This is a genomic window from Geodermatophilus sp. SYSU D00703, assembly GCF_054050155.1.
The window spans coordinates 54305-77761 of record NZ_JBJGYU010000017.1; the positions used below are offsets into that span (position 1 = coordinate 54305).

The following is a 23457-nucleotide window of genomic DNA, read 5'->3' on the forward strand; positions in this document are numbered from 1 at the left end:
CGTAGCCTACCGTCCAGACGGTCGGTTGGCGCGCGCCTAGGCTGCCGGAGCCGGGGAAGGGAGGGCGCAGTGGCCGGTCAGGTGCGGGACGCGGCGCGGACGCGCCGGGCCCTCCTCGACGCGGCCGCGCGGTCGGTGCTGGTCCACGGGCCCGGCGTCAGCCTCGACGTCGTCGCCCGCGAGGCCGGTGTGTCCAAGGGCGGCCTGCTGCACCACTTCCGCACCAAGGACGAGTTGCTGGCCGCCCTGGTCGACGACCTGTTCGAGCAGTTCGACCGGGCGGTGCGGGAGCGCGTCGACCCCGACGACGCCGCGCCCGGGCGGCTGCTGCGCGCGTACGTCCGCGCCACCTTCGACGAGCTCGCGCACGGCCAGGACGCCGTCGAGCAGACCACCCTCATGGCCACACTCAGCGCCTTCCCCGAGCTGACCCGCCGGTCGCAGGAGCGCTACCGGCGCTGGAACGAGACCCTCGCCGAGGACGGGGCCGACCCGCAGCGGGTGGTCGTGGTGCTCCGTGCCTGCGACGGGGTGTCCATCGCCCCGCTCTTCGAGGGGCCGCTCGGCGCCGACGAGCTCGCCGCCACCCGGGACCTCCTGCTCCGGCTCACCCGCGACCCGGGTCCGCTGGTGGACCCCGGCTGAGCCGACGGCGGGTCACGCGTCGACGGCCGCGCCCCGGTGCACGACGGCGCCGTCGACGACGGTCACCGCGATCGGCGCGTCGGCCAGCTCGTCGGGGTCGGCGCGCAGTGGGTCGACGGCGAAGGCGGTGAGGTCGGCCCGCATGCCGACGGCGATCCGGCCCGCCGCGGCGGACTCCCCCGCCGCGTCGGCGGCCTGGCTCGTGTAGCCCTGCAGGGCCATCAGCGGGGTCAGCCCCTGGTGCGGCTGGACGGGCGGGACGTCGGGCTCCCCCGCCGGGCGGCGCAGCTGCGCGTCGGCCAGCACCCGCCGAGGGTCGAACGGCGCGACCGGCCAGTCGGAGCCGAGGACCAGCGGGACCCCGGCGTTCCGCAGGTCGCGGCAGCGCCAGGCGCGGTCGGCCCGCTCGCTCCCCAGCCGGGCCGACCAGTTGTCCGTGTGGTCGGCCCGGGTGAAGTGGGTGCAGTGGGTCGGCTGCATGCTGGCCACGACGCCCTGCCGCACGAACCGGCCGATGAGCGGGCCCGGCAGCGTCTCGATGTGCTCGACGCGGTGCGGCCCGGACGGCGACGCGCCGAGCCCGTCGAGCGCGTCCAGCACGTGCCGCACCGCGGCGTCGCCGATGGCGTGCGTCGCCGTCGGGACGCCCGCAGCGGCCAGCGCGCGGACGGCGGCGGTGTAGTCGGCCGGGTCGGGCCAGAAGCTGTCGGTCGACTCCCCCAGCGCGTCCGGCTGCTCCAGCCACGCCGTCCCGTTGTCGATCGTGCCGTCGACCATGAACTTGACCCCGCCGATCGACCAGCGCCGCCCGCCCTGCCCCTGCAGGTCGACCAGCTCGGCCAGCCCGTCGGCGTCCACGCCCGGCAGGCACCACGGGGCGAACCGCAGCCGCAGCGGCAGGTCGCCGGCGTCCTCGGCTGCGGTGACGACCGCCCGGCTGTCGCCGAGCAGGTCCATCACGTGGCCGCCGGTCAGCCCGGTCGCGGCCATGTCGGCGAGCAGCGCGCGCAGCTGGGCCGCGCGGACCGGGACGGGGTCCAGCGGGACGTGCGCGAGCACCAGGTCCATGGCCGCGCTCTCCAGGAGCAGGCCGGTCGGCCGCCCGTCGTCGCCGCAGACCACGCTCGAGCGCTGGGCGAACTGCCGGGGCCCGTCGACCCCGGCGATGCGCAGGGCCCGGTCGGTGGCCAGGGCCGAGTGCGCGTCGAACAGCCGGACGAACGCCGGGCGCCCGCCCACCGCCGCCTCGACCGGTGCGCTGGTGACCGGGCGGCCCGCGAAGAGGTTGGGGTCCAGCCCCCAGGCCTGCACCCACTCGTCGGGGCCGCGCGCCTCGGCCGCGGCGGCCAGCAGCCCGGAGACCTCGTCGAGCGACCGGGCCGACGACAGGTCGACGTCCGCGGTCATCTGCAGGCCCATCACCGGGTGCAGGTGCCCGTCGGTCAGGCCGGGGGTCAGGACGGCGTCGCGCAGGTCCACGACCTCGGTGCGGGGACCGCGCCAGTCGGGCACGTCGGCGCGGGTGCCGGTGGCGACGACGACGCCCCCGGCGACGGCGACGGCCTGCACGGGACGGGCGCCCTCGGTCAGGGTGAGCACCGTGTCGGCGCACACGACCAGGTCCGCGGCGGTCACGCCGCACCCGCCGGGCTCACGGCGACACCGGCCGGCTCGACGCGTCCTGGCCCTCGCCGATCCGGGCGTAGGTGGCCGGACGGCGGCGCCGCAGCCACGTCGCCAGGCCGAACCCGACGACCAGCGTCAGGGGGACGATGCCGACGAGCACCGTGTTGACCGCCGGGGACGAGGCGGTGATCAGCTCGACGTTGTCGACGCTGACGTAGAGGGCGATCGCCAGCAGGACGCAGCTCACGACGCCGGCGGCGACCGTGACGCGGGTGCCGGCGGCGGGGTTGCGGCGCAGGAAGTAGACGACGGTGGCCAGGGCGGTCAGGAGCATCAGCACGAAGATGCCGGTCGCGCCCGGCGTGTTCACCCACAGCAGCAGCCGGGTGTAGGGGTCGGCGCCGGCCACCGCGAAGCCGAGGACGACCGCGGCGGCGAGCAGCGACTGCACCAGGCCGGCCCGGTAGGGCGAGCCGAACCGCGGGTGTGTCGTCCCGAACCAGCCGGGGAGGACACCGTCCTCGGCGAGGGCGAAGGCGTAGCGGTTGATCGCGTTGTGGAACGCCAGCTGCGAGGCGTACACGCTGCTGACGATCAGCAGGGACATCGCCGTCGCGGCCCACTGGCCGACGTACGTGGCGATGGCCGTGAAGAACATGCCGGCGAGGTCGCCGCCCGCCGCCTCCACCGCCCGGTCGCTGCCGAAGGCCTGCACGACCGCCCACACGATGAAGGCGTAGGTGACCGCCATGCCGACGACGGCGGCGTAGGTCGCCCGCGGGACGGTCCGCTCGGGGTCGCGCGCTTCGCGGCGGTACAGGGCGGTGGACTCGAAGCCGATGAACGCCGCGAAGGCGAAGGCCAGTGCCGCGCCCATGCCGGGCTGGAACGCCGCGGCCGGGGCGAACGAGGCGCCGTCGAGACCGGTGGCACCGTCCCGGAAGACCACGGCGAAGGCCAGCAGCAGCAGGATCCCGGTCTCCAGGACCAGCAGCACCCCGAGCACCTTCGCCCCGACGTCGATGCCGGCCCAGCCCACCAGGAAGACGAGGGCGATGGCCACGAGCGCGATGACCGGCCACGGCACGGTCACGCCGAAGAGGTCGGCCAGGGTGGCCTGCGTCTGCACGGCGAGCAGGCCGTAGACCCCGATCTGCAGCGCGTTGTACGACACCAGCGCCAGCAGCGCGGCCGCCAGGCCCCAGGGCCGGCCGAGCCCCTTGGCGATGTAGGCGTAGAAGGCCCCGGCGCTGCCCACGTACCGCGTCATCCGGGTGAAGGCGACCGCGAACACCGCGAGGGTCAGCCCGGCGAACAGGTAGGCCAGCGGGGCGCCGACGCCGCCGATGAGGATCGCCAGCGCTGCGATCCCGGCCAGGATCGTGAGCGGCGCGGCCGCGGCGACGACCATGAACACGATGCTCCCGGTACCGAGGACACCGGGCTTGAGGTGTCCCTGGCCGGGCGCGTCGCCGGCAGCGGCAGGGGGCTGGGGTGGGGTCACGGTGGGTCCTTCCACGGCTCTCCGGGGCGCCTTATCCGAACGGCGTTCGGTTAGTGTGGGTGTGCGACACCTCACGGTCAAGGCATCCGCGAGGATCCGTGTCGACGTGCCCGTGCCGACCTCAGGAGGAGACGTGGTCCAGCGCCGCCGGCGACTGCTCGACGTGGGGATGATCCTCGACGCCGCTCTCGCGCTGGTCGACGAGCACGGACGCCTGACGATGAGCGAGCTCGCCGGGCGGCTCGGCGCGAGCGCCTCGTCGATCTACCACCACGTCTCCGGCCGGCGGGAGATCATCGAACTGCTCCGCGAGCGCTTCGCGGCGCAGGTCGAACTGCCGCCGCTGGACGACACCGACTGGGCCGCGCAGGTCACCACGTGGATGCACTCCTACCGCCGGGGGCTGGCCGCGCACCCCAACCTGATCCCGCTGCTCATCGGCCAGACGATGACCGCGGGCGCCGCGCTGTCCGGCTACGACCGCGTCGCGACCCTGCTGGCCGCGGCGGGCTGCCCCGCCGAGGAGGTGATCCTGTGGGTCACGGTGCTCGACTCCTACGCCGTCGGCGCCGCGCTGGAGCTGGCCTCGCCGGCTGACGTCTGGCAGAGCGGTGGCGGCGCCACGCCCGCGCTGGACGTCGCGGTGCAGGCCGGACCCCGGGGCGGCACCCGCGCCGACGGGGCCTTCGAGCTCGGCCTGAGCGCCCTGCTGACCGGCATGCGGCAGCGGTTCGGGCACGCCGCCCGGACTCCGGAGGCGGCGGGTCAGTAGGGACCAATGGCCCTGTGGCCACCTTCGGGGAGGCGACGAGCATGCGCTCCACCGGGTGCGCCGCGCGCTCCGCGCCGGGCACCGGGGCGCGGGGAGGGGCCATGCGACTGCTGCGGGCCGTGGTCGTCGGTGCCTTCGTCGTGGCGTCCGTGCTGTTCTCGTCCGGAGCCGCCACGGCCGACAGCGGGACGGCCGGCCGACTGGACGACTGTGTCTGGATCTGGTGGATCCCCTTCCCGTGCCACCCGGAGTGACCGCGACGGCACCCCTGCGCCGGCCCGGAGCCGCGGCGTTCCCGCCGGACCCGGCATGCTGATCCGGTGACCCCGTCGCCGCCGAGCGCGACCGCGCTGGCGGCCGCCGGCGCGCTCGGGCCCTTCTTCCGCGTCGAACCGGGGGCGGGACCGGGCTGGACGACCTGGGCGCGGCTGTGCGACGACCCCGTCGTGCTGCGCGGCCGGCTGGCCGAGGTGCGGGCGGTGCTCGCCGCGGGTCCGGGACGACCGGACGTCGAGCCGGCCGTGGCCGCCTCCCTCACCCACCTCGGCCTCGTCGCGCGGCTGGTCGCCCCGGTGCTCGGCACGGCCCTGCTGACCGGGTCCCTGCCCGTGGCGCCGGCCGCGCACGTGCACCTCCGGCTGTCCGGCAGCAACCCGCTGCCGTTGGCCGTGTCGGCGACGGCGGCCGTCGACGCGGGGAGCGCCGAGGAGGTGGCCGGCTCGTTCGCCGGGCACTGGCTGGCCCCGGTGGTGGCGCCGCTGTCCGGTGCGGTGCGGGCCTGCCACCCGGTGTCCCCGCGGGTCCTCGCCGGCAACACGACCTCGGCCGTCGCCGGGGCGCTGCGGATGGCCGCCGAGGCCCGCCCGGACCTGGCCGGCCGGGCCGCGGCCGTGCTCGACGAACTGCTCCGGGCCGGGCCGCTGGCCGGCACCGGGCGGCGTCGGGACGACGGCTCGTTCGTCCGCCGCTCCTGCTGCCTGTTCTACCGGCTGCCCGGCGCCGGGACCTGCGGCGACTGCGTCCTCGAGCGGCCCCGGCCCTCACCCGGTCGCGGTTCCGAGTAACGTGCGCGGCGCCGCAGTGTCTGGGAAGCCGGTGGGAGTCCGGCACGGTCCTCGCCACTGTGACCGGGGAGCGGACCCCCACGGCACCACTGGCCACGCACGGCGGCCGGGAAGGTCGGGGCGAGCGTCGATCCGGGAGTCAGGAGACCGGCTGCGGCGCGCACCACGTCATTCCACGAGGCATGGAAGAAAGGCTCTGTCGCTCATGACCTCCGCTCCCCACGCGCACGCCCCCGCGACCCGCACCCGGGTCGCCGTCCCGACCTGGGCCTGGGCCCTCGCCCTCCTCGCGCTCTTCGGCCTCTACCTCGTCGCGCAGGACAACGGCGCGGTGCTGTCCTCCCTCGGCGAGACCGCGCACGAGTTCTTCCACGACGCCCGGCACTCGCTGGGCATGCCCTGTCACTGAGGGCGGCAGGTGATGGCCGAGGTCCTCGACCGTCCCCGGACCGAGCAGCCGCCCCGCTTCGGGCAGCTGTTCAGCCGCCTGGTGCTCGCCGGCCTGCTCGCCGGCGCGCTGGCCGGCGTCTTCTCCCTGCTGGTCACCGAGCGGGCCATCGCGCCCGCGCTGGCGCTCGAGGAGGCCCGCGCGGCCGCCGGGGGCGGGGGCCACGAGCACGGCGAGGAGCTGTTCAGCCGCGGTGAGCAGCTGGTCGGCGGGTTCCTGGGCACCGTGCTGGCGGGGATCGTCCTGGCCGTGGTGTTCGCCGCCGTCTACGGCGCCGTCCGCCACCGCCTGCCCGGGCGGACCGACTTCGCCCGGGTCACGCTGCTGGCCGCCATCGGCTTCGGCGTCCTGGCGCTGCTGCCGGCGCTGAAGATCCCGGCGAACCCGCCCGCCGTCGGTGACCCCGAGACCGTCGGCACGCGGACGGCGATCTACGGCGGCGTCCTGCTCTGCGGCGTCGTCGCCGTGATGCTGGTCTGTGCTCTGGTCAGCGCGCTGCGCAGCCGCGGCGCGGGGTACCCCGCCACGGTCACCGCCGCGGTGGTCGCCACCGCCGTGCTGCTCGCGCTGCTCGTGGTCCTGGTGCCGGGCAACCCCGACACCGTCGCCGCCGACGTCCCCGCCGCCGTGGTGTGGGACTACCGCCTGGCCTCCCTCGGCCAGCTCGCCGTCCTCTGGACGGCGCTGGGGCTGGCCGGCGGCTGGCTGCTCGACCGGCTCCCGGCGCGCCCGCGCTGAGCCGCCGCGGGCGCACCGCCCGCAGCGACCAGGACCCGTGCCACCACCGGCACGGGTCCTGGTCGCGTGTCGGGCTCCTGACCGGCGCCCGCTCCGGAGGCCCCCGCGACGTCCGCCTCGCCGGCCGGGTCCGCACCCCCACGGATTAGGGGTCCGCCGACCCCTCGGACACGTGTGCCCAGGTCAGGGGCACGACCCCGATGCTGGTCCCGAGACGGGCCGGGGGGTCCGGACGACGCCGGGGGCGATGAGAGTGGAACAGGACCACGGGAGTGCGGGCGCCTGCCCGTTCAGCGGCGCGAGGGCGACGGGCGGGATGGCCCGCCGGGGCTTCCTCGCCGGGGCGCTGGCCACGGCGATGGTGCCCGCCGTCGGCGGACTCGGAGGCACGGCGCGGGCGGCCGAGGACCCCGTCCCGACCACCGAGCCGACCGCGCCGCCGCCGACCCCCGACGCGCCCGCCGAGACGGGGGCGCACGCCGTCGGCGACCCGCGCGGCGCGGACGTCGCCGTCCGGGTGGACCGGAGGGTGCAGGCCCGCTTCGGCCTGATGTTCCCGGACCTGCCGGCCTTCGCGCCCAGCGACGGGCTGCTGCGGGGGCTGGCCACGAGCATGAACGACGGCCTGCTGCCGCTGTCCGACGTCCGCCTGAGCGACCCCGCCGCCGACAACCCGGGCATCCCGGCCGGCTACATCTACTTCGGCCAGTTCGTCGACCACGACATGACGCTGGACAAGACGCCGCTGAGCACGCGGCTGCAGGACCCGCTGGCCATGCGGAACTACGACACCCCGTGGTTCGACCTGGGCAGCGTCTACGGCAAGGGCATCAAGGGCAGCCCGGAGCTCTACGACCCCGACCGCTACGGCTACCTCAAGCTCTGGCACCACGACGACCTCGTCGACCTGCCCCGTGACGACGTCGGTGCGGCCTACCTCGGTGACCCGCGCAACGACGAGAACCTCATCGTCGCCCAGCTGCACACGGTGTTCATCCGGCTGCACAACAAGTTCATGGACCAGGGCATGACCTACGCCCAGGCCGTGCGGCAGACCCGCTGGCACTACCAGTGGCTGATCGTCAACGACTACCTGCCGCGCATCGTCGGCAAGTCCGTGGTCAGCAGCCTGATCAGGCGCGACGGGACGATCAAGTTCCTCGGGACCTTCTACAAGCCCGAGCACCCCGACAACCCGTACATGCCGATCGAGTACTCCGGTGCGGCCTACCGGTTCGGGCACAGCATGATCCGCGCCGAGTACGAGATGCAGGACGGCCACACCGTGCCGATCTTCGGCGCCGACGGCTTCGAGGACCTGCGCGGCAACCGGCCGATCCCGCACGACCTGTGGGCCGACTGGAACTACTTCTTCGACATCCCGGGCCTCGAGCCGCCGGACGACCGGAACTTCGCCCGGCTCATCAACACGCAGCTCTCGCTGCCGCTGTTCACCCTGCCGCCGACGGTCGTCGCCCGGACCGACAAGGCGATCATCGCCCTCGCCGAGCGCAACCTCCTGCGGGGCAAGCGGCTCGGCCTGCCCTGCGGCCAGGACGTCGCCACGGCCATGGGGATCACCCCTCTGACCAACCAGGAGCTGGGCCTCAAGCAGCCGGGCTGGGGTGGCAAGGCGCCGCTCTGGTACTACGTGCTCAAGGAGGCCGAGCTGCTCGGCAAGGGCCTCAGGCTCGGCCCGGTCGGCGGCCGGATCGTCGCCGAGGTCATCCTGGGCATCATGGCGCTGGACCCCGAGTCCTACTTCAACCTCAAGCCCGCGTTCCAGTGGCAGGAGAAGAAGACGGTCGGCGACGTCATCCTGCTCGCCGACGCCCTCGACCCGCGCTCGCGGATCGTGCTGCCCGACGACGAGGTCGAGGAGATCGGCGCGCAGCCCCTGGAGCCCGACGAGGAGATCAACCCCGAGGCGACCTCGCCGGTCGGCTCCCTGTCCCTGGCTGAGTGAGAGGACACCCCATGTCTCGTGCTGTCGTGACCGGCGGCGCCGGCTTCCTCGGGTCCCACCTGTGCGAAGCGCTGCTCGACCGTGACATCGAGGTGCTCTGCCTCGACAACTTCCTGACCGGGACGCCGGCGAACGTGGCGCACCTGCTGGAGCGGCCGGGCTTCCGGCTGGTCCGCGCCGACGTCACCGACTACGTGCACGTGCCGGGACCGGTGGACTACGTCCTCCACTTCGCCTCGCCGGCCTCGCCGATCGACTACGCCGAACTGCCCATCCACACGATGAAGGTCGGCTCGATCGGGACCCTGCACACCCTGGGTCTGGCCAAGGAGAAGGGGGCGCGGTACCTGCTCGCCTCGACGTCCGAGGCCTACGGGGACCCGCTGGTCCACCCGCAGCCGGAGACCTACTGGGGCAACGTGAACCCGGTGGGCCCCCGCGGCGTCTACGACGAGGCCAAGCGCTTCGCCGAGGCGATGACGTCGGCCTACCGGCGCACGCACGACGTCGACACCGCGATCGTGCGGATCTTCAACACCTACGGCCCGCGCATGCGGCCGCGGGACGGCCGGGCCATCCCGACGTTCATCCGGCAGGCCCTGTCCGGGGAGCCGCTGACCGTCGCCGGCGACGGCACCCAGACCCGCTCGGTCTGTTACGTCAGCGACCTCGTCGACGGGCTGCTCCGGGTCCTGACGTCGTCGGAGACGGGACCGATGAACATCGGCAACCCGCACGAGATCCCGGTGATCGACCTGGCCCGGCGGATCCGGGAGCTGACCGGGTCGGACTCACCGATCGAGTTCGTCCCCCGGCCGGAGGACGACCCCACGGTGCGCCAGCCGGACATCGGCCTCGCCCGCCGGGCACTGGGTTGGGAGCCGGACACGTCGCTGGACGACGGGCTCAAGCACACCATCGCGTGGTTCTCGCAGCACCCGGACGTGGGCGGCGCGGCCCGCTGAACCGGAGCCCCTCCCCCGGACCGCTCCGAGAGTCCGGGGGTGGGTGGCCCGGCCCCGTGCTCGGGGTCCGCGCTCAGCGGCGGCGCAGGGCCTGCGCCGCCGCGACGGCACCCCCGGCGAGGGCCAGGCCGGCGACGACGCCGACGAGCACACTCTGGGTCATCGTCCCGTTGGCCCGCTCCTCCGGGAGCTCGGCTGCGGTGCTGACGCGCGCGACGGCCTGCGGGTCCTCGAGCACACGGAGGTCGACCTCCAGCCCGGTGATCTGGCCGTTCAGCTGCCGGATCTGGGCCTCGAGCGGATCGAGCTCCCCGGCGAGGTTGCGCTGGATGGCCAGCCTCTGGTTGAGCAGGCGGGACAGCTCGATCGGGTCGGTCTCGGTGGCCACCGCCTCGTCGAGCGCGGCGACCGGAGCGAGGATCTCGATGCGCCGGGTGTTCAGCCCGTCCCGGTCACCGACCAGCAGGTCGCGCAGCCGTTGCGTTTGGCTGCGGTCGTCCTCGTGCCGGGCGGCCACGTAGGTCTCGGCCCACGTCTGCGCCGCGTCCCGCGCCGCCTCGGGATCGCCGGCATCGGCGGAGAAGACGAGAGCGCTCGACTCCGGCGACGCCCGCACCTCCACCTCGACGTCGTCACCGGCGGCCTCCTGCGCCCGGTCCTGGAAGGTGTCGCTCTCGGCGTACAGGAGCTCGGCCGCGGGCGTCCGGACCAGTGCGCCGCCGGAGGTGCGCGGGAACAGCTGCCGGCTGTCCTCGGTCCGGATGAGGACCGTGGCCTCGGAGCGGTAGACCGGGTCGATCACCGACACCGAGCCGACCGCCGCGCCGAGGACCAGCAGGAAGACCAGGAGCGCCAGCCACCAGTAGCGCCGCAGCGCGCCCAGGTACTCGGGCAGGCCCGGCCCCGAGTCGTACGGTGCGGCCTCCTGGCGGGGAGGGTGGGCACCGTCGGAGGGCGTGCGCGACGTCTCGTCGGCGGCAGTCTCGAGCACGGCGAGAAGGTACCTGGAGCGAGCAGATTTCCCGAGGATCTCCGAGCGTCACTCCCCCCAAGCGGTCAGTGACCGCCCCAGCATCTCGCCGAGGGCCGCGTTGGGCTCGGTGAACCGCTCGCGCAGGCGGGCGGCGGTCTGCGCGGCCATGGGCGGGAAGGACGCCGGCCCCTCGTTGAGCCGGTTGACCAGGTGGCGGGCGCGGTAGAGGGTGCGGCTCGGGACGCGCCCGGCGAGCCGGCGCAGGGGGCTGCCGGGCCGCTGCACCGCCAGGAAGGCCCGGGCGAACCGGGCCGAGCGGGGCGCCCGCGCCTCGTTGTGCCCCCGCGCCACGTCCGGCTCGTAGGGGGCCAGCCCGGCCAGCGCGAACAACTCGGCGCACACGTCCAGCGCACCGCGGCGCAGGTCGTCGGAGAGGTAGATGCGCAGTCGCTCCGGCGGCACGGTGTCGAGCACGGCCCGCACGTGCGGCGCGTAGACCCCGTTGCCGACGTACTGCATGTCCCGGGCCTGCGGCGGCGAGCTCTCCGCCCGGTCGGCCTCCCGGGCCAGGCCCTCCTCGAAGGTCCCCGCGTCCTCCCAGCCGCGCAGCCGGGCGTAGTGGAAGTGCGAGTACGCCCGCGGCACCGGGTTGCGGAGGACGACGGCCACGACCGCCTCGGTGGTGTCGACGACCCGGCGCACCGCGACGGGGTCGTACATCGCCATCGTGTGCTTGGCGACCAGCGGCGCCTCCCCCACGGACGGCGGGAAGTACTTCCCGACCGCGTGCTCCCAGCCGCGCGCGAACTCGTCGTCCCGGCCGAAGAAGGGCATCTCCCGGTGCACGTGGCTGCGGACGTCCGGGTGGTCTGCCAGGTACTGGAACAGGGCGGTGGACCCGCTCTTGGGGGCACCGATGATCATCAACCGGGGGCCTGGGCGCACCCGCGGGATCGTAGGCCGAACGCGGTCGGCGTCCGCCGCGCGGCGCGGCGGTCCCACCCGGAGGAGCGACGCCGTGTCGCCGAGGAGGCCCGGATCGGCCGTCTGCTGGGTTACCCTCGCCGCTCCGTGCCGCCGTCGGGGGACGGGGACGAGGACGGTCGGAGGGTGCGGTGGGTACCTCGCGTGACGTGGGGACGCGACGGTGATCGTGTCTCTGCTGGCCGTGGCCGCGTCCTTCGTCGTGTGGGCCCTGGTCTACCGCAGCCTCGTCCGCCATCCGCTCGACGCGATGGCCCTCACCCTCTACTACCTGGCGCTGCAACTGCTGTGGCGGCCGCTGGTGCTCGCGGCGGGGCTCGACACCCCCTTCCCCACCCTGCTGTTCGAGGAGCGGGACACCGGGGCGCTCCTGCTGCAGGGCCAGGCGGTCGTCGTCCTGTTCCTGCTCGCCCTGTGGGCCGGCGCCCGCCTGCTGTCCCCGCTGGTGCGGCCGGTGTCGGTGCTGTTCCCGCAGTCCCGCGGCCCGCTGTCGCCGCGGACGCTGGTCGTGCTCACCGTCGTCCTGACCGCCGCCGCCTTCGTCGCGACCGTCACCCTGTGGGTCCGCTACGGCGGGCCGGCCGGGCTGTTGCAGGCCTCGAAGGTCGACCGCGACCTCGCCGACAGCCGGGCGCTGCGGTCGATCCCCATGCTGGCCGCGCTGCTCGGCGTCGCCGCCTTCTTCTCCGTCCGCCGGGCGCCGCTCCAGCGCCTGACGGTCCTGGGGCTGATCGCGGTCGACGGCTACCTCAGCTGGACGTGGGGTGCCCGCGACGTGCCCGTGCTGTCCGTCGTGGCCCTGCTCGCCGGCTCGCTGGTGTTCGGCGCCGCCGGCCGCCGCGCAGCGCGCCGCCCCGACGGGCACTGGCTGCGCGACCCGCGCTGGCGCCGCCGCTTCCTCCTGGTCCCGGTGCTGGCCCTGCTGCTGGCCTTCTCGCTGCGGACCGCCCGTGACACCGTCCTCTGGGGCGATCTGGCGCCCTCGATCGAGGGGCAGAGCACCGTCCGGCAGGTGGCGGTCGCCACGAACAACACCTTCTACGACGCGCTGCTGCTCTACCTCGACGACTGGCCCGACCGGTTCGACTTCACCGGCGGCTCGGACTTCGTCGTCGGCTCGGTGGCCGCGGTGCCCTCGGTGCTGATCGGCGGGCAGGAACCGTTCTTCGCCCCCGCCGAGCAGCTCGCGCAGACCTACACGGACCGCAACAACGGGTACCCCGCGACCGCCGTCGGCGACTGGTACGTCAACCTCGGTCTCCCCGGCGTCGTCCTCGGCGGGCTGCTCAGCGGCCTGATCGCCCGCGCCGGTCAGTTCGCCTTCCGCCGGTTCCTGCACGACCCGCTGGTCTGGGGCTTCAGCCTGGTCTTCATGATCCGGGTCTTCCCGGGCGGCCTGTGGGCGACCTCGGCGCCGAAGTGGGTGGCGTTCGGGCTGCCGCTCATCGCCTTCACCGTGCTGGTCAACCTGTTCGTCCGGCGGGCGCGCGAGGACCGGGAGCCCGCTCCCCCACCCGCTCCCGCCCCGCGGCCCGCCGGCGGGGACGCCGCCGACGCGGAGCGGACGGCGTCCGCTCCGTGACGACCCCGCTCGCCCGGGACACGGGGGACGCGGGGCAGCGCCGCACCCTCCGCCGTGACACGGCCCTCGTCGCGGTCGGTCAGCTGGCCGCCGTCGCCAGCGCCTTCCTGGTCACCGTGGTCGGGGCGCGGGTGCTGCCGACCGACCAGTTCGGTGCCCTGTCGTGGGCGCTGAGCTGGCTCGCCTTCCTCGCGGTCCTCGCCCAGTTCGGGCTCACCCAGGTGGCGACCATCGCCTTCGCCCAGCAGCCCCGGCGGGCCCACCGGGCCCTGCTGCGGCAGCTGCTGCTGGCGCAGGCCGTCGGCGTCCTGGGAACGGCGGTGCTCTGGCAGTGGCTCGGTGGACCGGCCACCGCTGCGGCCGGCACCCCGCCGGAGGCCTACCGCCCGCTGGTGCTGCTCGTGACGCTGGGGCTGCCGGCCGCGGCCGTCGGGCCGGTGCTGGTGAACGCGCTGCGGGCGCGGGACCGGTTCGGACTCGCGCTGGTGTACGGCGAGCACGTCCGCCGGGTGGTCCTGGTCGGGGTCCTGCTGCTCGCGGCGTCCGGTGCGACGGCGGTGTCGGCGTCGGCCGCGCTGCGGTGGACCATCGCCGTGGAGGCCGTGGTCTACGCCGTCGGCGTGCTCGTGCTGGCCCGCGTCGTCTCCTCGGGCGGAGCGGGCGGGCACGCGGCCGACCTGCCGGAGCCGGGTGTGGCCGTCCCGCCGGCCGCGGCGTCGGCCGGTTCGTCGCCCGCCCGGCTCCTGCGCTCCGGCAGCACGTTCACCCTCGCCACGCTGGCCTCGGTGACCGTGCCCCAGGCCGGCGTCTGGCTGCTGGCGGTGGTCGCGCCGGTCGAGGAGGTCGCGGTCTTCTCCGTCGCGGTGCGGATCGCGGTGCTGGTCGCCGTCCCGACCGCGATCGGCATGCGCACCCTGGCCCCGCGCATCGCCGCCGCCTCCGGTGCCGGCCGGCTGACGGCGCTCGCGGAGCCGGTCCGGCGGTTCGCCGTCTGGTCGACCGCGGCGACGGCGCTGGCCGTGGTGGTGCTCGCCGCGGCGGGGCACGTGCTGCTGCCGGCGCTCTTCGGCGCGGGGTACGAGGCCGCCCTGGCGCCGGCGCTGGTGATGGGCGCCGGCGTCCTCGTCAACGCCTGGACGGGACCCTGTTCGGTGGTGCTCTCCCACGCCGGGCGGCAGCGCACCGTCGCGGTCAGCGCCCTGGTCGCCTCCTCGGCGTTCGCCGGGCTGGCGACCTGGTGGGGCGCGGTCTGGGGCGGCACCGGCGTCGCCGCGGCCGCGGCGGTGGCGATGAGCGTGCGCAACCTGCACCTGGCGTGGGCGGCCCACCGGACGCTCGGCATCCGTACGATCGCGCTCCCGGCGCGGAGAGGGAAGTGATGGTCGGACCGCAGTTCCTCATCATCGGTGCGGCACGGTCGGGGACGACCGCGCTGTACCAGTACCTGGCCGAGCACCCGGGGCTGTTCCTCACCGAGCCGAAGGAGCCGCACTACTTCGCGCTGGCCGGGACGACGCCGGCGTTCACCGGGCCCGGCGACCGGCAGACCATCAACCGGCTCGCGGTCACCGACCGGGAGGCCTACCTGCGGCTGTACCGGGACGCACGGCCGGACCAGGTCCGCGGCGAGGCGTCGGTGTCGACCATGTACTCCCCCGAGGCGATCACGCGCGTGCAGGAGATGGCGCCCGAGGCCCGGCTGGTCTGCCTGCTGCGCGACCCGGTCGACCGCGCCTTCTCCGCCTACGGCTTCATGCGCACCCGCGGCTGGGAACCGTGCGCGACCTTCGAGGAGGCGCTGGCGGACGAACCGCGCCGGATCGCCGCGGGCTGGCACCACATCTGGCACTACACGGCGATGAGCCGGTACGGCGAGCAGTTGCGGCACGTGCTGGAGGTCTTCCCGCGCGAGCAGGTGCTGGTGCTGCGGCACGAGGACATGACCGCCGACCCCGACGCCGTCCTCGCCCGGGTGTACGACCACGTCGGGGTGCCGCCGGTCCCCCGCACCGTCGCGCCCGACCCGCACCGCTCCGGCGAGCCGCGCAGCCGGTTCCTGGGCCGGGTGGTGAGCACCCACCACCCCCTGAAGAAGCTGGTCTCCCCGCTCGTCCCGGTGTCCCTGCGCCGTCGGCTGCGGCGGCAGATCGTCGCCCGCAACATCGTGCGGACCAGCTACCGGGCCGAGACGCGGCGCGCGCTGGTGGAGGCCTTCGCCCCCGACCTCGACGTGCTCGAGCGGGTCACCGGCCTCGACGTGGGCCCGTGGCGGGACCCCGAGCGACGCGCCAGCAGCCGCGCATGACCGCGCCCGACGGGCGCCTGGTCATGACCCTGCGGCGGCCCGACCGGACCGGCGCGCCCAAGATGGCGCTGGAGTTCGCGCGCGCGCTGCGTGCCGACGGCTTCGACGTGACCCTCGTGCACGGCCGCGTCCCCAGGAACGGGCCGAGCATCCTGCCCGACGTCGCGGAGCGCGGCATCCGGACCGTCCTGGAGCCCCGGCTGGAGCGGCCGTGGGACCCCCGCCTGGTCCGCGCCCTGGCCGAGCGGGTGCGCCGGGACGGCGGACGGTGCGTCATCGGGGTGAACCAGAGCGACCGCGTGCCGGCCCTGCTCGCCGCCGCCCGCGCCGGCGTGCCCGGGGTGCTCATGGTGCAGAACCAGCACCGCTTCTGGGGCCCCCGCCCGCTGGCCGCCCTGAAGCGGCGCAGCTACGGAGCCGTCGTCGCCCGCAGGACCACACTGGCCGTCTGCACCTCCACCGTCGTGCGCGAGGAGGTGACCGGCTTCGGCGTACCCACCGAACGCACCGTCGTGCTGCCCAACGGCATCTCGGTGACCCCTCCGATCGAGCTGACCGGGGCCGAGCGCGCGCGGCTGCGCGCGGAGATGGGCGCCGGAGAGGGCGACCTCCTGCTGCTCAACGTGGGCCGGCTGGACCCGCAGAAGGGGCAGGACCTGCTGCTGGCTGCGGTCGCCGGCCTGGACGCGCCGGTGCACGTCGCGCTCGTCGGCTCCGCAGGGGATCCCGCCGCCGCCCGGCGGACGGCGGACCACGCGGCGTCCCTGCACCGGCAGGTCGCCGACCTCGGCCTGGAGCGCCGGGTCACCTTCCTCGGCTGGCGGGACGACGTCCCCCGGCTGCTGGCCGCGGCCGACGGCTACGTCCACACCGCCCGCTGGGAGGGCCCCGCGCTGCCGCTCGCGGTGATGGAGGCCATGGCCGCCGGCCGCGCGACGGTCTTCACCGACTGCTCGGGCCGGCCGCCGGTGTTCGAGGAGCACCGGGACGGGCTGCTGGCCCGCACCGGGGACCCTGCGTCGATCCGGCAGCGGGTGGCCGAGCTGGCTGCCCTCCCCCCGGCCGATCGCGCGGCGATGGGTGCCGCCGGCGCTGCGCTCATCCGGCAGCACTACCGGGTCGAGGACCTCGGCCGCGCCTTCAGCCGGCTCGTCCGTGGCGTGCTCGACGCCGGGCGGCGGTCCCCGGAGCGGACCGCGTGACCGGCGGCTCCGGGCGCGTGCACATGACGCTCCGGCTCCCCGACCGCACCGGGGCGGCCAAGATGGCCCTGGGTTTCGCGCAGGCGCTGCAGGGTGCGGGCTTCGACGTGACGCTGGTCCACGGCACCCTCCCGGCCAGCGAGCCGTCGATCATCCCGGACTTCGCGGCGCTGGGCGTCGAGACCGTCCTGGAACCCCGGCTGGAGCGCCCGTGGGACCCCCTGCTCGTGCGCGCCCTGGCCGGCCGGGTCCGGCGGGACGGCGGTGCGTGCGTCATCGGGGTGAACCAGCGGGACCGCATGCTGGCGCTCCTCGCGGCGGCCCGTGCCGGGGTCCCGGGTGTGCTGGTGGTCGGCAACCAGCACCACTTCTGGGGCCCCCGGCCGGTCGCCGCGCTGAAGCGGCTGAGCTACACCCGCGTGGTCGCCCGGCACACCGCGCTGGCCGTCTGCACCTCGGCGGTCGTCCGGGACGAGCTCGTCGCCTTCGGGGTGCCCGCGGAGCGGGCCGTGGTGCTGGCCAACGGCATCGACGTCGCGCCGCCGGTGCGGCTGTCCCCCGGGCAGCGGGCGCGCCTCCGGGCCGAGATGGGCGCCGGGGACGACGACGTCGTCCTGGTCAACGTCGGTCGGCTCGACCCGCAGAAGGGTCAGGACGTGGTGATCGCCGCCCTCGGCGGGCAGGCGGCGGCCGCGCCGGTCCACCTCGCCCTCGTCGGCTCGTCCGGGGACCCGGCCGCCGGGCGGGACACGACCGCCTTCGCGGCCTCCCTCCGCCGGCAGGTCCGGGCCCTCGGCCTCGACGGCGTCGTCTCCTTCCTCGGCTGGCGCAGCGACGTGCCGCAGGTGCTCGCCGCGGCGGACGGCTACGTGCACTCCGCCCGGTGGGAGGGGCCCGCCCTCCCGCTCGCCGTCATGGAGGCGATGGCGGCCGGGCTGCCGACGGTCTTCACCGACTGTTCCGGTCCGCCCCCGGTCTTCGAGGAGGGACGCCACGGGCTCATGGCCCGCAGCGGGGACCCGGCGTCCCTCGCCCGGCGCATCGGCGACCTCGTCGCACTGGGCGCGCAGGGCCGCGCCGCGATGGGCGCGGAGGCCGCCGCCCTGATCCGGACGCACTACCGGCTGGCCGACGTCGGCCGCACCTTCGTCGGACTCGTCCAGGACGTCGTCGCGGGCGCCGCCGGGGAGCGGCTCACCGACGACCGCGCGGGCGACGGCGACGGCGCCGTCTCCCGCTGAGCAGCCGCTCGTAGAGCTCGACGTGCGCCTGCGCCATCCGCTCGGGCGTGAAGTGCTCGACGAACCGGCACCGTCCCGCCTCGCCCAGGCGGGCCGCGAGCTCCGGGTCGGTCAGCACGCGGACCAGGTCGCGGGCCAGCGCGTCGACGTCCCCGGCGGGCGACAGGAGCCCGGTCTCGCCGTGGACGACGACCTCCGGGATCCCCTCGACGGCGAAGCCGACCACCGGCTTCGCCGCGGCCATCGCCTCCAGGTTGACGATGCCGAACGCCTCCCAGCGCGACGGCAGGGCGAGGACCTCCACGGCGCGCATCACGTCGGCCAGGTCGTGCCGCCACCCGGTGAAGTGCACCCGGCCGGCCACGCCGAGCTCGGCAGCCAGCGCCTCGGCCTCCGCCCGCCGGGTGCCGTCACCGACGACGAGCACGTGCGCCCGCGGCACCTGGGCGACCACGGTCGGGACCGCGCGGACCAGGAGGTCGACGCCCTTCTGGTCCTCGAGCCGGCCGACCAGCGCGATCAGCAGCGCGTCGGCCGGCAGACCGAGCTCCGCGCGCAGGCGGGCGCGGTCGGCGCCCGTGGCGTCGCCGATGGTCATGCGGCTCGAGTACGGGATGACCGTGACGTCCCCGGCCCGGAACAGCCGGGCGCGGACGCCGACGTCGCGGATGAACCGCGAGCCGGCGACGTAGTGCGTGGTGAGCAGCCCGAGCGCCCGCTCGACCAGCCGGTACAGCGAGCGCTTCGGCTGCGGCACGCCGGCGTGCCCGGCGTAGGCGTGGAGCATGTGCAGGCGGACCGGCGTCCCGGCCGACCACGCCGCCACGCGCCCCATGGCACCGGCCACCGAGGTGTGGGTGTGGACGACGTCGTAGCGGTGCCGGCGGATGTGCGCCCGCACCCGCAGGAACTGGCGGGCCAGCTCGAGCGGCCCGTCCGGTGTCGCCTGCTTGAAGTGGCCGGTCCCGTGCGAGGGGGCGTAGTCGAGCACGGGCAGCCCGCTCGCCCGGATGGCGTCGTCCAACGGGCCGCCGCCGGAGAGCGCGATCGTGGTCTCGAACCGGTCCGGCGGCAGCAGGCTCGCCAGCTGCAGCAGGTGCTCGGCCGAGCCGCCGACGGTGATGCCGGTAAGCTGCAGCACCCTGATCCGCTCGCTCACGGCCGCCCCTCCGCGCTCACGGCGGTCGGCCACATCGTCAGCCGGCGGCCCAGCAGGTCCTGCAGGTCCCGGACGTCGTCGGCGAGGAGCTCGGCCAGCCGGGCGCGGGTCCCCGCAGCGACCGTCGTCCGGTCCAGGTTGGCCGTGCGGATCCGCTCCCGCTGCCGCTGCGGCACCGCCGCGGTGACCAGCCGGCGCAGGGCCGGGGAGCGGCGGAGGGTGTTCATCGCGGAGGTCACCGCGCGGCTGCGCGGCAGCCCCGAGGCGTTCACCTGCCGGGAGGGGTCGATGTCGACGTCCGGGTCGACGTCGAGGAACTCGAGGACCCGCCGCAGCTGACCGGTCGGGTCCGCCGCGAACTCCTCCTGGACGACGACCAGCAGCCGGTCCCCGAAGGCGGTCACGAACGGCGCGAGCTGCTCGGCGTAGCGGCTGAGCCGGGCCAGCTGCCACATGTGGCTCCACCCGGCGCGGGTGCGTTCCCCCTCCGCGGCCAGGCACTCCTCGAAGGAGCCGGCGTCGAGGCCCCGCGACCGCAGGTACAGCCAGCTGGAGAACGCCCGGTCGACCGGGTCCCGCAGCATGACCACCAGCCGGCACCCCGGTGCGCAGAGGCGCTCGATGGCCGGGATCGACGCGTCGGGGTGGGCCAGGGTGGTCACGGACCCCTCCCCGCGGCGCCGCTCGGCGCGGCCTCGGAACAGATCCCGCCACGCCTGCTCGTCGCGGACGGCGCCGCGGTTGACCAGGTCGTCGTCGCCCAGCCCGACGAACCGCGGCGCGCCCCCCGGGAAGGCCAGGAAGTGCGGCTCCTTGGGGGTGGAGACGAAGACCTCCGGGTGCTCGCCGAGGAACGAGGTGAGCGCGGTCGTCCCGCTGCGCGCGGCGCCGATGACCAGGAAGTCCGGAGCGTCGGTCACCGGCCGGATGCTACGGCGCTCCGTCGGCATCCCCTGCCGACGCCGCCGCACATGCCCCCGGATTGGGGTGGGGCGGGACCCACGGGCGGGAGTGCCTCCGCCCGGTGGTCGACCCGCACGCTGTGGCTCCTACGACGGAGGCGGGGGCGATGACCGAGGTGATCCAGCAGGAGGACCGGGACGGCCGGCTGCCCGTCGCGCGCACGCTCTCGCGCGCGGCCGCCCGCCAGGTCCCGTCACGGGGACCCCTCGTCGCACCGGACCTGCACCTGCCCGAGCGCGAGCCGCGCGCCCACCGTCCGCTGGTCCGAGCCGGGCTGCTCGCGCTGGACGTCCTCGCGCTGGCCTCGCCGATGGCCTGGCTGGGCGGTGCAGACGCCGCTGCGGCGGCGTTGGTCGCCGTCACCGTCCTGGTGCTGGCCGTCGCCGGCGCCTACCGCCCGCGGATCACCCTGAGCGCCCTGGACGAGGCGCCCCGGCACCTGCCGCGGCTGGGCCTGGCCCTGCTCCTGGTGGCCCCGTTCGCCTCGTTCGCCGGTGGGGACCTGTCCCTGGCCGTGCACGCGCTGTGGGGCGTGCCGTGCTTCGTGGCGGGCCGCAGCCTCGGCTACGCCGCCGTCCGCAGCGCCCGCCGGCACCGGGTCGTCGAGGAGGCCACGCTGGTCGTCGGTGGCGGCCGGCTGGGCATGGACCTGCTGGCCACGATGCAGGAGCGCCCCGAGCTCGGCATGCGCGCCGTCGGCTTCCTCACCAGCGGCGACCCGCTCGACGAGCGGGAGCCCCTGGGCCGCATGGAGGACCTCGACCTCGTCCTCGACACCTACGGCGTGCGCAAGGTCGTCGTCGCCTACGGCCCGACCCGCGAGGCCGAGCTGGTCGGCCTGGTGCGCAGCGCCGCGCTGCGCGACATCGAGGTCTACGTCGTCCCCCGGTTCTTCGACGTGGGCACCACCCCCAGCGGTCCGGACGTCGAGGACCTGTGGGGCATCCCGCTGCACCGGGTCCGCCGGGCCGCGCTGCGCCGGGGCGTCTGGCCGGTCAAGCGGCTGATCGACGTCGTGGTCTCCGGGGTGGCCCTGCTCGTGCTGTCCCCGGTCCTGCTCGCCGTCGCCGGTGCGGTGCGGCTGAGCAGCCCCGGCCCGATCCTGTTCCGGCAGCCGCGCACCGGGCACGACGGCGCGGAGATCTCGATCCTCAAGTTCCGCACGCTGCGGGTGCCCGCGCCCGAGGAGTCCCCCGACCGGCCGGCCGGCAGCGGCTCGACGCGGAGCACGATGCACGCCCGGCAGGTCGACGTCGAGCGCCGGCAGACCCGCATCGGCAACCTGCTGCGCCGGACCAGCCTGGACGAGCTGCCGCAGCTGTGGAACATCCTGCGCGGCGACATGTCCCTCGTCGGCCCGCGGCCGGAGGAGCGCGCCTACGCCGCCCAGTTCGCCGACTCGGTCTACGGCTACCGGGACCGCCACCGCCTGGCCGTCGGACTCACCGGCTGGGCCCAGGTCCACGGCCTGCGCGGCGACACGTCGATCGAGGAGCGCGCGCGCTTCGACAACTCCTACATCGAGCACTGGTCGCTGTGGCGCGACCTGGTGATCCTGATCCGGACCGCGGCGGCCGTGCAGAGGCAGGTCCTCAACACCGCCGTCCGGACGGCGACCAATCGCTGACCTCCAGACAAGTCCCCGCACCCGACGCACCCGTTCGAGGCGAGAACCCCATGGCGCACCGCACCCCGGACTCCCCCTCCCCTGACCAGACCGCGACGCAGCGGAGCGGGCCGCAGGTCAGCCGCCGGAGCCTGCTGCTCCTCGGCGCGACCGGCCTGGCCGCCATCCCCGTGCTCGGCTCGGGGCCGACGGCCGGCCCGGGGCCGAACACCGCCGCGCCCCTCTCGCCGGCGGGGAGGGACGGGGCGGTGCTCGACCTCCGGGACTTCGGCGCCCGGGGCGACGGCGTCAAGGACGACACGGCGGCGGTGCAGCGACTGCTCGACGCCTCGGCCCGGCGGGGCGCCGTCGCGCTGGTGCCCGCGGGGACCTACCGGTGCACGAGCAGCCTGCTGCTGCGGTCGGACGTCCAGCTCCAGCTCGACCGCCGGGCCCGCCTCGTCAAGGACTGGGCGGCGCCGCCGGGGATGGGCGAGGCCTTCCTGCGCAACGCCGACTTCGCGGTGAAGGCCAACCGGGTGCGGATCAGCGGCTCGGGCACCATCGGGGCGGCCGACCACAGCCGCACCGGCGTCGTCCTCGCCCTGTACGGGGACGACGTGGCGGTCCGTGGCATCACCATCGACACCTTCGCCGGCGGGCAGGCGGTCATGTTCGGCGGTGACCGCGGCCGCTTCCACGCCGTCACGGTGCGCAACAGCGCGGCGGAGTTCGGCACGGGTGGCATCCGGGTCATCGGCGGGCAGGACTTCCTCGGCACCGACTGCCACGTCGAGTCCGGCGACGACTGCCTGCAGTTCGTGCCGATCGGCAACCCGGACGCCGAGCCGACCCTCTACAACCAGAGCATCTCCGGGGGCCGCTACGTCGGGTGCACCGGCGCGAGCTCGGCCAGCCGGTTCATGGTCGCGGGCCTCGAGTTCACCGGCGGTGAACCGGGGACGACCGACATGGACGCCTCGGTCGTCGACTGCTCGTTCGTCGACTGCCACGGCTCGGGGGCCAACCGCGGCATCGTCATCAAGAACACCCACAGCTCGGGTGCCATCGAGCGGCTCGCGTTCACCGACTGCACCGTCGACATGTCCGGCGCCGAGGACGCGTCCACCCAGGAGATCCGCGTGCAGACCGACCCGGCGTCCCAGGGCGCGATCCGCGACGTGACCTTCCTCCGGACGAACGTCACGTCGGCCGTGAACAGCACGCTGCGGGTCGGGGGCCCGAACATCAGCGGCCTGACGTTCGACGACTGCACGTTCACCGCGCCGTCGGGCGCGGCCCCCACCGTGGCCGTCCTGGACGGCACCGACCAGGCGCGGTTCCGCGGGTGCACGTTCGTCGGCGCGCCCGGCAAGCGGCTGCTCGTGGCCGGGCCGGCGGCTCCGGTGACCTCGCTGTCCGTGGAGGACTGCCGGTTCACCGAGCTGGCCGGGCCCTGGGCCGTCGACGTCCTGGCTGCCGACGGGGCCCGGGTGACCGGCTCCACCTTCCAGGCGGCCGCGGGGGCCGTGACCGCTCGCGCGATCCGTGTGTCGCCGGAGGCCAGCGGGGTGGTCATCGAGGGCAACGACGTCACGGGCATCGGCAACGCGCAGCCGATCCTGGACCGCGGCGTCGGCACGGTGATGGCGGCCAACACCGGCGCCTGACCGGTCCTCACGCTGTGTGGTCCCGCGGGCGTCACCCGCGACGG

Annotated in this window: 21 protein-coding genes and 1 riboswitch; of the genes, 15 read left to right on the forward strand and 6 right to left on the reverse strand. The window is 75.3% G+C overall.

Features of this window, described 5'->3' with window-relative positions; all coding sequences use genetic code 11:
- The first annotated feature begins 69 nt into the window (after nucleotides 1-69).
- The gene (locus ACI782_RS16435) at nucleotides 70-645 is read left to right on the forward strand and encodes a TetR/AcrR family transcriptional regulator (protein WP_456911082.1); all 576 of its coding nucleotides are present in this window, start codon (nucleotides 70-72) and stop codon (nucleotides 643-645) included.
- 12 nt (nucleotides 646-657) lie between these two features.
- Here the strand turns inward: ACI782_RS16435 and ACI782_RS16440 are convergent, their stop codons facing one another.
- Together ACI782_RS16440 and ACI782_RS16445 are read right to left on the reverse strand one after the other, a co-directional pair.
- Nucleotides 658-2280, reverse strand: a complete 1623-nt coding sequence (locus ACI782_RS16440) for an amidohydrolase (RefSeq protein ID WP_456911084.1) — start codon at nucleotides 2278-2280, stop codon at nucleotides 658-660.
- 16 nt (nucleotides 2281-2296) lie between these two features.
- Nucleotides 2297-3775, reverse strand: a complete 1479-nt coding sequence (locus ACI782_RS16445; RefSeq protein WP_456911087.1) for an APC family permease — start codon at nucleotides 3773-3775, stop codon at nucleotides 2297-2299.
- 133 nt (nucleotides 3776-3908) lie between these two features.
- Between ACI782_RS16445 and ACI782_RS16450 the strand changes: the two genes are divergently transcribed.
- From ACI782_RS16450 to ACI782_RS16480, 7 genes are all read left to right on the forward strand, one after another.
- Nucleotides 3909-4547: a TetR/AcrR family transcriptional regulator gene (locus tag ACI782_RS16450; RefSeq protein WP_456911089.1), complete on the forward strand. Its 639-nt coding sequence runs from the start codon at nucleotides 3909-3911 to the stop codon at nucleotides 4545-4547.
- Between the two features lie 101 nt (nucleotides 4548-4648).
- Nucleotides 4649-4801 (forward strand): hypothetical protein, encoded by a 153-nt coding sequence (locus ACI782_RS16455; RefSeq protein ID WP_456911091.1) that lies wholly within the window; start codon nucleotides 4649-4651, stop codon nucleotides 4799-4801.
- A 66-nt stretch (nucleotides 4802-4867) separates the two neighbouring features.
- Nucleotides 4868-5611, forward strand: a complete 744-nt coding sequence (locus tag ACI782_RS16460) for a (2Fe-2S)-binding protein (RefSeq protein WP_456911093.1) — start codon at nucleotides 4868-4870, stop codon at nucleotides 5609-5611.
- Nucleotides 5609-5781: riboswitch (cobalamin riboswitch) on the forward strand. Its footprint overlaps the gene before it by 3 nt.
- A gap of 35 nt (nucleotides 5782-5816) precedes the next feature.
- Nucleotides 5817-6020 (forward strand): CbtB domain-containing protein, encoded by a 204-nt coding sequence (locus tag ACI782_RS16465; RefSeq protein WP_456911095.1) that lies wholly within the window; start codon nucleotides 5817-5819, stop codon nucleotides 6018-6020.
- Nucleotides 6021-6032: 12 nt separating this feature from the next.
- Nucleotides 6033-6797 carry a CbtA family protein gene (locus ACI782_RS16470; RefSeq protein WP_456911097.1) on the forward strand — a complete coding sequence of 255 codons (765 nt, stop codon included), beginning with the start codon at nucleotides 6033-6035 and terminating at the stop codon, nucleotides 6795-6797.
- A 247-nt stretch (nucleotides 6798-7044) separates the two neighbouring features.
- Nucleotides 7045-8763, forward strand: coding sequence for a peroxidase family protein (locus ACI782_RS16475; protein WP_456911099.1), 1719 nt, complete (start codon nucleotides 7045-7047; stop codon nucleotides 8761-8763).
- A gap of 11 nt (nucleotides 8764-8774) precedes the next feature.
- Nucleotides 8775-9728: a UDP-glucuronic acid decarboxylase family protein gene (locus ACI782_RS16480; RefSeq protein WP_456911101.1), complete on the forward strand. Its 954-nt coding sequence runs from the start codon at nucleotides 8775-8777 to the stop codon at nucleotides 9726-9728.
- A 73-nt stretch (nucleotides 9729-9801) separates the two neighbouring features.
- On the opposite strand, the gene ACI782_RS16485 is transcribed toward ACI782_RS16480, so the two are convergent.
- Nucleotides 9802-10719, reverse strand: a complete 918-nt coding sequence (locus ACI782_RS16485; RefSeq protein WP_456911103.1) for a hypothetical protein — start codon at nucleotides 10717-10719, stop codon at nucleotides 9802-9804.
- 48 nt (nucleotides 10720-10767) lie between these two features.
- On the reverse strand, nucleotides 10768-11646 hold the full coding sequence (locus ACI782_RS16490; RefSeq protein ID WP_456911105.1) for a sulfotransferase domain-containing protein: 879 nt from the start codon (nucleotides 11644-11646) through the stop codon (nucleotides 10768-10770).
- A gap of 202 nt (nucleotides 11647-11848) precedes the next feature.
- On the opposite strand from ACI782_RS16490, the gene ACI782_RS16495 reads away from it, so the two are divergent.
- From ACI782_RS16495 to ACI782_RS16515, 5 genes are read left to right on the forward strand one after another with little or no spacing between them, the layout of a single operon-like run.
- Nucleotides 11849-13267, forward strand: a complete 1419-nt coding sequence (locus ACI782_RS16495; RefSeq protein ID WP_456911107.1) for a hypothetical protein — start codon at nucleotides 11849-11851, stop codon at nucleotides 13265-13267.
- Nucleotides 13264-14646 (forward strand): lipopolysaccharide biosynthesis protein, encoded by a 1383-nt coding sequence (locus tag ACI782_RS16500; RefSeq protein WP_456911109.1) that lies wholly within the window; start codon nucleotides 13264-13266, stop codon nucleotides 14644-14646. Before ACI782_RS16495 ends, ACI782_RS16500 begins: the two co-directional genes overlap by 4 nt.
- Nucleotides 14646-15572: a sulfotransferase family protein gene (locus ACI782_RS16505; protein ID WP_456911111.1), complete on the forward strand. Its 927-nt coding sequence runs from the start codon at nucleotides 14646-14648 to the stop codon at nucleotides 15570-15572. The genes ACI782_RS16500 and ACI782_RS16505 overlap by 1 nt, the downstream gene beginning before the upstream one ends.
- Nucleotides 15569-16774, forward strand: a complete 1206-nt coding sequence (locus ACI782_RS16510; RefSeq protein ID WP_456911113.1) for a glycosyltransferase — start codon at nucleotides 15569-15571, stop codon at nucleotides 16772-16774. Before ACI782_RS16505 ends, ACI782_RS16510 begins: the two co-directional genes overlap by 4 nt.
- Nucleotides 16771-18015: a glycosyltransferase family 4 protein gene (locus tag ACI782_RS16515; protein WP_456911115.1), complete on the forward strand. Its 1245-nt coding sequence runs from the start codon at nucleotides 16771-16773 to the stop codon at nucleotides 18013-18015. Before ACI782_RS16510 ends, ACI782_RS16515 begins: the two co-directional genes overlap by 4 nt.
- Here the strand turns inward: ACI782_RS16515 and ACI782_RS16520 are convergent.
- Both ACI782_RS16520 and ACI782_RS16525 read right to left on the reverse strand, forming a co-directional pair.
- Entirely contained in the window at nucleotides 17969-19174 is a 1206-nt protein-coding gene (locus tag ACI782_RS16520) for a glycosyltransferase (RefSeq protein WP_456911117.1), read from the reverse strand. The genes ACI782_RS16515 and ACI782_RS16520 overlap by 47 nt on opposite strands.
- Complete coding sequence (locus ACI782_RS16525; protein WP_456911119.1) at nucleotides 19171-20094, reverse strand: sulfotransferase family protein; 924 nt, start codon at nucleotides 20092-20094, stop codon at nucleotides 19171-19173. Before ACI782_RS16525 ends, ACI782_RS16520 begins: the two co-directional genes overlap by 4 nt.
- 149 nt (nucleotides 20095-20243) lie before the next feature.
- Here ACI782_RS16525 and ACI782_RS16530 point away from each other — a divergent pair, with 149 nt between their 5' ends.
- Together ACI782_RS16530 and ACI782_RS16535 are read left to right on the forward strand one after the other, a co-directional pair.
- A complete protein-coding gene (locus ACI782_RS16530; protein WP_456911121.1) occupies nucleotides 20244-21764 on the forward strand; it encodes a sugar transferase in 1521 nt (506 codons plus the stop codon).
- Nucleotides 21765-21814: 50 nt separating this feature from the next.
- Entirely contained in the window at nucleotides 21815-23413 is a 1599-nt protein-coding gene (locus ACI782_RS16535; protein ID WP_456911123.1) for a glycosyl hydrolase family 28-related protein, read from the forward strand.
- Nucleotides 23414-23457: the final 44 nt, after the last annotated feature.